At 40.1% G+C, this 10,386-nt stretch carries 5 protein-coding genes; 2 read left to right on the top strand and 3 right to left on the bottom strand.

Annotated elements, in window-relative coordinates:
• The first annotated feature begins 181 nt into the window (after positions 1-181).
• Positions 182-4,591, top strand: coding sequence for a HEAT repeat domain-containing protein (locus tag RRG12_RS30385; RefSeq protein WP_069072703.1), 4,410 nt, complete (start codon positions 182-184; stop codon positions 4,589-4,591).
• A gap of 179 nt (positions 4,592-4,770) precedes the next feature.
• Here RRG12_RS30385 and aepX read toward each other — a convergent pair whose 3' ends face one another.
• The 3 genes from aepX to RRG12_RS30370 all read right to left on the bottom strand — a co-directional run bounded on the left by aepX (position 4,771) and on the right by RRG12_RS30370 (position 8,219).
• Entirely contained in the window at positions 4,771-6,426 is a 1,656-nt protein-coding gene (gene aepX, locus RRG12_RS30380) for a phosphoenolpyruvate mutase (protein ID WP_420761774.1), read from the bottom strand.
• 220 nt (positions 6,427-6,646) lie between these two features.
• The gene (locus tag RRG12_RS30375; RefSeq protein ID WP_420761773.1) at positions 6,647-7,402 is read right to left on the bottom strand and encodes an NTP transferase domain-containing protein; all 756 of its coding nucleotides are present in this window, start codon (positions 7,400-7,402) and stop codon (positions 6,647-6,649) included.
• Positions 7,403-7,622: 220 nt separating this feature from the next.
• Positions 7,623-8,219, bottom strand: a complete 597-nt coding sequence (locus RRG12_RS30370; protein ID WP_420761772.1) for a CDP-alcohol phosphatidyltransferase family protein — start codon at positions 8,217-8,219, stop codon at positions 7,623-7,625.
• A gap of 781 nt (positions 8,220-9,000) precedes the next feature.
• Between RRG12_RS30370 and RRG12_RS30365 the strand changes: the two genes are divergently transcribed.
• The gene (locus RRG12_RS30365) at positions 9,001-10,233 is read left to right on the top strand and encodes a glycosyltransferase family 4 protein (protein WP_420761771.1); all 1,233 of its coding nucleotides are present in this window, start codon (positions 9,001-9,003) and stop codon (positions 10,231-10,233) included.
• The last annotated feature ends 153 nt before the right edge of the window (positions 10,234-10,386 follow it).

Below are 10,386 nucleotides of genomic sequence, written 5' to 3'. Positions count from 1 at the left end.
TAAGTAAGTCGGCGAGAAAAAACCAAACTATGTAACGAAAAGTAAAATCTCTGTATTTGGCTTGTAGTTGTGCTTTAGCGCTGTTCGCACAGCATGGCGTTAGCCAAGCGCAACTACAAACGAGTGATGATTATTTGCGCCGACTTACTTAAGCATACTCAAAGTTTTTTGTAGGTGACTTATGAATCAGAATGACAAACCGCAGGAAAGCCTAGAGAATTTGAATGCACGCATCAAATCACTGCCTGAAGACGAACGTGAGGCTGTTTTCTCTGACTTAAAAGCTAATCAACAGTGGACACAGCAGGAAGGTCAGGGCAATGTTGCCATTAACCAAGCAAGGGATATTGTTATTCATCAAAGTGCTGATCGGGAAAGCATTGTTTTAATAGTACGGGAAGTCCTGCAACAGCAATCCCAGAAGTTACCATCTATAAGTTCAAAGGTGACAAAGGAAGGAGTCTGCCGATTTTTGGAGGATGTTGAAAAAAAATCTAACCAGTTCAAGCAACCGATTGTCTCAAAAGACCAGTACATTCCGATTCAAGTAACATTGGAATGCCAAGGACACCATCAGGTTAAAAGCCATGGAAAAACACAATCAGAGAAAGAACTCAAGCAAATCTATGCAGTTAAGGGTGGACGAGAAGAACTTAGACGGCAGCAAGTCGATTGGGAGGAGTTCAAACAGCAGCATAAGCAGCATAAAATTATCATGGTATTGGCTGACCCAGGTATGGGTAAATCTACTCTGTTGAACATGGAAGCAATAACAACTGCTCGACACGAACGAGAGCAGTTGATCGATAACCGCAAGTCACCGGAAGATATTATTCTACCGTTGCCTCTGAGATTATCAGAGTTGGCGAAATCCTCGGAGGAGTTAATTGATGCAATTCCGAAGCTGATTCATAGAAATTATTGCAAACCTGAACAAGATATACAGGGATTCTTGCGGGAAAAATTGAAGAAAGGGCAGTGTCTCCTGTTGTTAGACGCACTAGATGAAGTACCTCGAATTGATAACAAAAGGTTCGAGCTAAAAGAAAAATTGAACCGATTTGTCAGGCACTATCCTGACTCACTCATTATTTGTACTTCTCGAATCGTTGGTTATGAAGAGGGGTTTATTACTGAGGCAAAGGAGGTAGAAATTGTTCGGTTTAATGAGAAGCAGATTAACCGTTACATTAACATTTGGTTTAACAATGCAGAAGAACATTCGAGTGATCAATCGGTGTCTGCACCACAACTGATTCGAGGGTTACGAAGTAAAGCTCAAATCAGGGGATTAGCACAGAATCCGTTGCTGTTGTCTTTGATTTGCAGGCTTTATCAGAATAAGGGATTGATGCTTGCCCAACGTTGCCAAGTGTATGAGAAGGCTGTGGAGTACATACTGGAAAAACAAAATCGCAGATATTCACAACAGAAATTCAGCAAAGAAGCAAAGATGCAACTTCTCGAAGAGCTTGCTTACCACTTTACTTGTGCCGAGCAGGATACGTTTGAGGCGGATGACCTCAATCAATGGATTGAGGAGTACTTACATGGGGATCAAGTTCATTCAGAGTTTAAAGGAGCTACTACACACGAGTTAATCACAGTACTCTCAGAAGAAGATGGCATTTTGCGGAAGTTATACGAGGATGGCAACCAGTACTTGTTTCTGCATTACACATTTCAGGAGTATTTGACAGCAAAATATCTGGTACGCCAAGCCAAGGATAGAGCCAAGGATGGAATTGAGCTAGCTAAGGCACATTTTTGGGAATATGACTGGCATGAAACTTTGAGTTTAATGGCAGGATTGATGAAAGATCCGCTTCCTCTGCTTGAGAAGATCACAAAAGAGAAAGATGATATTTTCAGAACACATTTGCTATTAGCAGGCCGCTGTATTGCTGAATGTAGAGAAAGCTTCCTCAAAACGGGTTTAGTCACAAAAACTATCGAACAAATTTATGAGTTTTGGGAAGTTTATCCAGAAGCAGATTTTATTCAATCCATTATTGAGGCGATCGCTCAGGTATGTTCAAAGACGGCTGAAAAGCTGAGACAAGCTATAAATCATGAGGATTGGTATGTTCAATTAAGTGCGGCTAAAGCTGTAGCAGCAATTGGCGATGCTCAATCTGTGAGATCCTTAATTAACCATCAAAATCCTTTCGCCCAAAAAATTGCCATAGATTTTTTAGTAGAGATTGATAGTGCTGATGCTGATATCGTCGAAACTTTAATTGAAATAGCTCGGAACGAAAAAAACACATTTTTTGTTCAAAATAGGGCTTTATTAGCTTTGCAGAAGATTCACAGTGCTGATGCTATAGAAGCCTTACGTGCGATCACTAACGATCATAAAGACGTTTATGTTCAAGTGGTTGCAGCAGAAGCTCTAGGAGAAGTAGAGCTTTTCAAAAAATTCCTTAATAAAGAGGACAATGAAGTTCGATGGGCAGCAGTAAATTCTTTAGAAAATATTGGTAACGATGATGCGAACAAAGCTATAGCTTCGCTCATCGATAAGGATACAATTTTCTCCCACCCTTTCCTTTCTAAGGATGTTGTAAATGCTTGGGAAAAGATTGGTGGTATTGATGCGGTGAAAACCTTAGATAAAGTTATTGAGAATAAAGGTGATGTTTATGGGTTTGGTGCAAAACGAGCAGCAGAAGTTTTAGCAAATATTGGCACTGATGACGCCGTGGACACCTTGCGTAAATCTATCGAATTCTTATCTGCAAATATCGAGCAGTTAGAAGATGATTTGTCGATCCAGTTTAGATTTCCATTGGTAAGAGATGCTTTAATAGATGCTTTGAGGAATATTGGTACGGAAACAGCACAGAAAGTCTTAAATACAATCATCAATGATGAGAGTATTGACTTTAGTATTCAATGGAATGCTTATTTAGCTCTAGGCAAGCTTGGTGTTGCTGATGCTTTGCAAACTATAGCCTTAATGGCTTGGCAAGATGAAAATAGTAATCTTAGCAAGGAGGCAGTAGAAGCTTTAGCAGAGATTGGCAATTTTGATTTAGAAATTCCTAACGATTCAGGCAATGATACTAATACATTGAGTACACTCGGAATCTTATTTGCAGTATTCTACCGTTCTGAAGACGATAATATTAAATTGAGTGCGCTTATAGCTTTAGGAAAACTAGGTGTCTCGTGTATTACAAAGGAAAATTTAGTACCATTGCTTGGAGAGGAAGCCGAGAAGCTAGATGACCTCGATATCACAGAATTTTTAGCTGCTGTTCTTGACTCAGAAGATAGTAATAGTAGCCTTCGACTAAGTGCTGTGGAGGCTTTAGGAAAAATTGGCCATTCTGATGCAGCAAGAGCTTCATTTGTAATCAAAGCCTTGGCTAAAGCTCTTAACGATCAAGAAGAAAAAATTCGAGAAAGTGCGCTAGAAGCTTTAAAACAAATTGGCAATGCCAATGCTGTGAGAGTATTGCTGAAAGCCCTTTACGATCCGGAAAGGAGCATTCAAAAGAGTGCGCTAAAAGCTCTAGAGGAGATTTGTAGTCCTGATGCAGTGGATGCTCTAGTTACAGTGCTAAAAGATGAAGACATTTCAATTCAAGAAAGTGCTGTAGAAGTTTTAGAGAAGATAAGCAATGACAATAAGGTAGCATCGGACATTCTTATATTCAAGCTTATTCAACTCCCTAAATCTGTAATTTATACTCCTGCTGTTTACTTATTTGCTAGAACTTTAGCAGTTTCCTGGTATTCACAGTTGATTAAAAATATGAGATCACATGAAAAAAAGTGTATCACCTCAGTGCGGTCTCCTGTAGAACAGATCATCTCCTGGTTGCCTAATCTTTTTAATAATTTAGTGTTAGCTGAAGACGACATTGTATCAATGGGAAGTATTGTAAAATCGCAGCGAGAAATGGAGCGGCAAAAACAAGCTAGAGAATGGCAGCAATGGAAAAAAGAGTTGCAACAGCCGGAGGAGATGTCGGATATCGATTCTTTCGAGCAAGCCTCTAGATTGTTTTATAAATCTTACCTGGTGGTGTTTATTCGCTACTACGAACCCTATCTAAACTGTAATCAGGTTTCAGAGGAATTGGATGAAAATAAACTACAAGAACTAAAGCCGAAGCTAAAACAGCAGCAAGCAGAAAAACTGGTAGAGATTGACCAAATCAAGCCAAGCATTGGTGAACTTCCACCAATAGGCTCTGACTCTAGCAATAATCAGCTGTTTCAGCAAGACCCTCAACCTGAGAACGATCAATCAATTAATTCACCTACTCAGGCGGACAGTCCTTCCCAGATTTCGCATCCTATATCTGGCAGTCCAGTTTCCTCAAATCTATCTGTTTCTCAAGAAACTGAAGCTGAAGAAAGACCACAGACAACCATTCAGAAACAAAAAAGTTCAATGCAATCATCGATTCTCAATCATCTTTTATTTGGGAATGTAACAAGTGATGAATCAACAGCAATCCGAACAGAAATTTCTCAAATTAAACGAATCCTTAAATCGCCAAATCCTTTTAAGGGTAGTATTTTTGAATCTGCCTTTGCCCAAGAGCAATCTGAAGCAAACCGAACTGAAGAGTAGGCACAGAGATGAATGGCACTAAGAAAAGCTGTAAACTATGCAAGATAAGCATTGAGCCTTTAATGCAATTGAGTATTGAGTGGACAGATCAGGCCGCGTTGCAAGCAGATTTTGATAAAGAAATAGTTTTTACAATCAAAAAATGAAGTAATTTTTCCCCACCTCCCCACTCCCCATTCCTATTGTTTTAATTGAAAAGCAAGGTCAAGATCATCTAAAGAATTAACATCTAACCAGTTACCGCGAATATAAAGCACCTTGATTGGTTTTCCTTGTTCGATTAAATAATTGCATAATTCTGGCAAACCCAAACTGTTAAAATCCGGTCGTTTTTGCAACTCATTGAGTGCTTCACTCAGCCATTCTCTACCTTGACTCCGCAGGCGTAGCATCCCAATCCACCGTCCGCTAGACTTTCCTAATTGCGTTTGTGTTGTTTTAGAAACACCCAACAAGTTGACATCTTGTCCAAACAAAGAAAGATCGTCTGGAATTGAGCAATAGGCGTAGTCAGGTGAACCGCTAACAGACTTGTTGTTTGTCACAGAATCAACCACAGCCACAATTTCTCCCGGACATTCTAATAAGTCTCGCAAGATGTAGCTTCTAAATAGTAAATCGCCGTAAAGCACCAGCATTTCTTCGCCAAAGCTGGTTTGAGCGCAAGCTAAGGATGCTAATTCTCCGGTTGTTTCATAATCTGGGTTGCGGATGACTTTAGTCCCCGGAACGTTAATAGTTTCTGCTTTATAACCTGCGACAACTGTAATATCGTTGATGGCAAGTTTCTTGAATTTATCCACCAACAACCTGAGTAGAGGTTTACCGCCAAGGGGTAACATCACTTTTGGTTTATCTTGCGTCAATCCTGCTAATTCTTTTCCTCTGCTAGCAGCCAGAACGATCGCTTGGGTATTTTGTCGTCCGTTGTTAAAGTAGCGTTTTTCAGCTTCTATGAGTTCATCCGCCCCTTGTAGCCGGAAGATTTCTTTTACGGGAGCAATATCATCTTCAATGTTGATTAAAGTTTCGCTGGCTTTTACTTCACGTGCGATCGCTTGCATACTAGCAACAGCAGCTCGAATCAGATGGTTTGCCCAGATGACTAAATTCACTTCAGCTTTGCGAAAGACATCAGTAGCCGTGCTGTAATATTTAGTCGGTATAATCACTAACGGCGAACGACCCGCCCACTCTTTAGCAAAAGCTAGCACTTGGTCAGGACGCGATGATTTACTGTGAATCAGGATGGCGGTTGCTCCGGCGGCGTGGTAAGCTTCAGCTCGGCGCATTGCCTCCGAAAGATCCCACCCGGCAATCAAAGCTTCTAGTCGGGCGACGATGCAAAAATCTGGGTCTGTCTGACTATCTTTGCCTGCCTTAATTTTGCCGCAAAATTCATCAATATCAGCCAAAGCTTGGCGACTACCGTTGATGAAGCTATTGGTTTTGGGAAAAAGCTTATCTTCAATACAGACTCCAGCAATACCTCGCTGTTCTAACTTCTTAACTAGACGACGCATATTATTAAAATTGCCATAACCCGTATCCCCGTCCAACAAAATGGGGATACTGGTGACATCAGACATGAACTCAAGCATTTCCACAATTTGAGTCCAACTGGCTTCATTATTATCTCGAACGCCATATTGAGCCGAAAGGGCTAATCCACTCGCCCAAATTCCTTTAAATCCAGCCTCTTCCACAATGCGGGCGCTAATCCCATTGTGAGCTTCCATGATGAAGTCGAGTTGAGGCGATTCTAGTAATAGCCGCAATTGGGCACACTTATTTAATTTTGCAGCGTTATCAATGGGTGCAAATATTTGATGCATCTATTCTGCTTTTCTCAACCTATAAATTAAAGAAGAATTCAGGAGTCAGAATTCTGAATTCTGAATCATTAGTGGGAGATTCAAATCCGCCACTATATTGTTGACCACTAAATCGGAAATTTAATGGAGTTTTAAACCCCTTAATTCACCCACTAGTAGCACAGAATTTATACTTAATTCTGACTCCTGACTCCTGAATTCTTTCTTATTGAAGATATTTTCAGACATTTTCTGCGACTTCTATCTGAGGTAAAATATCATTTTGGGCGCGTTGAATATCCTGGGGAAAATCAATTTCGAGCCAAGGTAATCCAGTGATGTCTTCATAGCCAAATGTTTCTGGAGTTTCTAACAGCAGATCCCGAATTACTTCTTCATAAGGTTCATTATCCAATCCGTCTGTAACATACTTTTCTGTATGAGTAGCAAGACGGTGAGCGACAGCATTTCCAAAACGAAAGAATCCCACTGACTCGCCGGCAAAATCATAAGTCAAACCAAGAGCTATTTTTTTGCGAAACTCCACTAGATAATTATCTCTGACACAAAGCTTCACGGGTTCATCTCCCGGTTCAAAATCCCGATCCAGCAAGAAGCTGTTAGGGATATTTGTTTTTACTAGTCGTTCGATGATGCGGCGATCGCACAACACGTCTGCATCCATTAATAGTATGTCATCGCCAGTAGCTAAATGTTGACGTAAAGTCCAAAGGCTGACTACACTACCTTTAGTGTAGTCAGGATTATAAACTGTACTGACCCAATTTTCTGCTCCTAATACTTTGATTTCATCCTGAATTCTTTCTGCTTGGTAACCCACAGCAATAACTACTTCGTCAATCTGGTAATGACGGAGATAGTTGAAATGGCGCTCTAATAGAGATTTGCCGTTAAATTTCAATAAGCATTTGGGTTGGATTTGCCCGTCTTTACCTAAGCGTCGTCCAACGCCAGCAGCTAAGATAATTGCCTTCATCGTCAAGTCACCAACAGTAGCTTAGACACCAGGAAATCTGGAAATTTTCCCAGTATTTTATAATGACTGTATTTTGCTCAATTGAACATATATTAACTAATTCTTAACATCGAAGAAACAGGAACTCTGTATCGCCCTACTGGCCCAAAAGAGCTAGAACTGGTTAAACAAAGCAACTACACCAAATGACCGCCGAGATTACCTGAACAGCCAATTTTGGTTAAGGCTGCGGAAGTGCCCGAAATTGCCAAATTACCCACACAGCAAAAGCTGGTGCCCCAATTGTAGCTGCCATTAGTAACGGCTCTAGTCCATTTAGTAAGGTAACTATGGGAAACAAATACAACACATCTTCAATGTCAAACCCGGCGAAATTTGGTTGACGGCTGGCGTGTTTACCTAAACGCTGTTCCATTTGGTTTCGCAAATGAAATATACAAGCAACAGACACGCCAGATACTATCCCCATCAGCAACGCCCACCAACCAAATTTTCCCTCTCTAAGACCATATCCAATACATACAAACAATAGAATGTGGATAATGGCGTCGCTAGCTAAATCATACTGATGTCCCCATTTACTGGTTTTGCCACTTAAACGAGCTAATTCACCATCCGTGTGATCTAGAAAGTTAGATAAAGCAAACAACCATCCCCCAATGTTAGCCCAAATGACATCACCAACTGCGATCGCAATGGCAGCCGCCAACCCAGTTACAAGTCGCACTGTGGTGAGATGATTAGGATTTACCCAACTGTCTTTTAGAGGTCGAACTAGCCAGTAAGCAAGTTGAGCATCCCAAGGCTTTTTGGTCATAGATGAACTTGAATTTTATGTGGTCTTTGAATATGTATAACACTGACAACTACCACATCTGTCTCAAGATATATATTTTTATCCGAAAAATGGGTTTAAAACCCCGTGCTTCCAGCACGGCTTTAAAGTAACTCGTCAAGGAGTAATGAGTAATGAGTGGATGAAAAACGGGTATTTACTCATTACTTATTACTTATTACTCCTTACTCCTTCTTAAGAGTGCGTACCCTTCTCCTGACGGAGACGCTGCGCGAACGGGAACGCCAAGGGCGAACACGACGGTGAGGATGTCAACTTAACTGATCAGGCGGTAGAGAGCAGTATTTACTACATTTTTTAGTTTTAGAATTACGTATGCAAGGCATAATAATAAGTGTCCGTGATGCCTATCAGTAAAGGGAGATAGACATCAGATTACTATCAATTACTTATTCAAGTCTGTGGCATTTTGGCACAATATTAGATAATATTTAGGATATTCTATTGAACGTAGCGAAATTTCGTAATTTTCGTAACAGTTGTTTACTGAGCAACTTGGCTACAAGCGTTCGCTTTTATTTATTGTTCATCATGTACAGAAATTCTCAATTAGTGAGAAATTTGCCGCCAAAATAAGATCAACACAATAAAAAAACAATCTTCCTGGCTAATCTTCTAAAATAGGCTTCAAATTTGTCTACACATTCGTTTTAAAAGAAATAAAATAATAATAATGGCTTTGAAAGTAATCCTAATTGCAAATAAATTAAAAATTATTTGAAATACAGTCATCAACTTTATTATGGAACATATTTCTCAACTAACAGCCGAAATCAGAGACAAAGCTGCATACCCAGATATCCTAGTCATATCCCGGTTATTTCTGCCGAAAGAAGCTGTAATTGGGGAATATATCTACAATCGCTGTCTCCAAGATCCAGAGCGAGTTATTGTGCTGGCGGCTAGTTGCTCAGGAGACAAAGTATTTGATGAAAATCAACAATTTCCTGTATATCGTTGGTCTTATCCGAGATCCTGGCGTAGTGGCTGTGTGGGAAGTATCCTGAAGCCTTTCCTCAATATCGTCTGCTCATTTGTTTTAGCAATTAAACTCTATTTTCGCTATCACTACCGTTATATAGAGTGGGGCCACGGCTATGATTTCCCTTCACTGTTGCTATTGAGTTATTTGTTACCTATTCGCTTTTTTATCTATCTGCACGGCAACGATTTTCTTTGTACTTTACATAATCCCGTACTGCGATCGCTATTTAAATTAACACTCAAACGCGCCGAAGGTATTGTTTGTAACAGTTCTTATACACGAGACTACCTCAGAACTGCTTTAAGATTAAATACTCCTACCCACGTCATCAACCCAATAATTAGACCAGAAAAATTTGGTAATAATGTAGCGAGTCCGAGTAGCCTTGATGATTTACGTGTTCGCGTGCGTAAAACATACAACATTCCCGAATCAGCAATAGTTATTCTCTCCATTGGAAGACTAGTAAAACATAAAGGTTTCGACCGAGTAATCGATAACATTCCACTATTGCTAACTTTTGGAGTCGATGTCCACCATATAATCTGCGGCCAAGGGCCAAGTGAATCTGAACTAAAATCTCTGGTGCATCGTTTGCGGATAGATAAATACGTCCACTTTGCCGGATATGTGCCAGAGCGAGAATTGGCAGGTTATTATGCAGCTTGTGATATATTTGCCATGCTAACTTTATTGGATACTAAACCTAATAATATGGAAGGTTTTGGTGTCGTTTATTTAGAAGCAAGTTACTTCGGTAAGCCTGTAATTGCTCCTCGTTTAGGCGGTGTTCTAGACACAGTTCAGCATGAGGAAAATGGCATACTGGTTAATCCCAATTCTGGTTATGAAGTGTTTCAAGCTTTCAATCGCTTATGCAAAGACCAGCAACTACGTGAGCAATTCGGCCGCAAAGGTAAAGAATTAGCCAAGCGTAGAACCCTTCATCGAGCGCTGTATAAATCAGAGGGAAGAAACGCAATTTTGTGAAAGTAATGTACATCGAGTTCACTGATACTCGGTGAAATCAAAAATATCAAATTACTGTCTCACAAAGTATTCAGTATCATTTTGATTGCTGCCAAAAACTAGATATGTAGAGCTAAAAAACATCTCTGCAAATGAGCAAGATTGCAGTGTATA

Source organism: Nostoc sp. CALU 546 (assembly GCF_048836525.1).
Note: the sequence above shows the minus strand (reverse complement) of the source record. Positions and strands in the feature narration are given on the sequence as shown.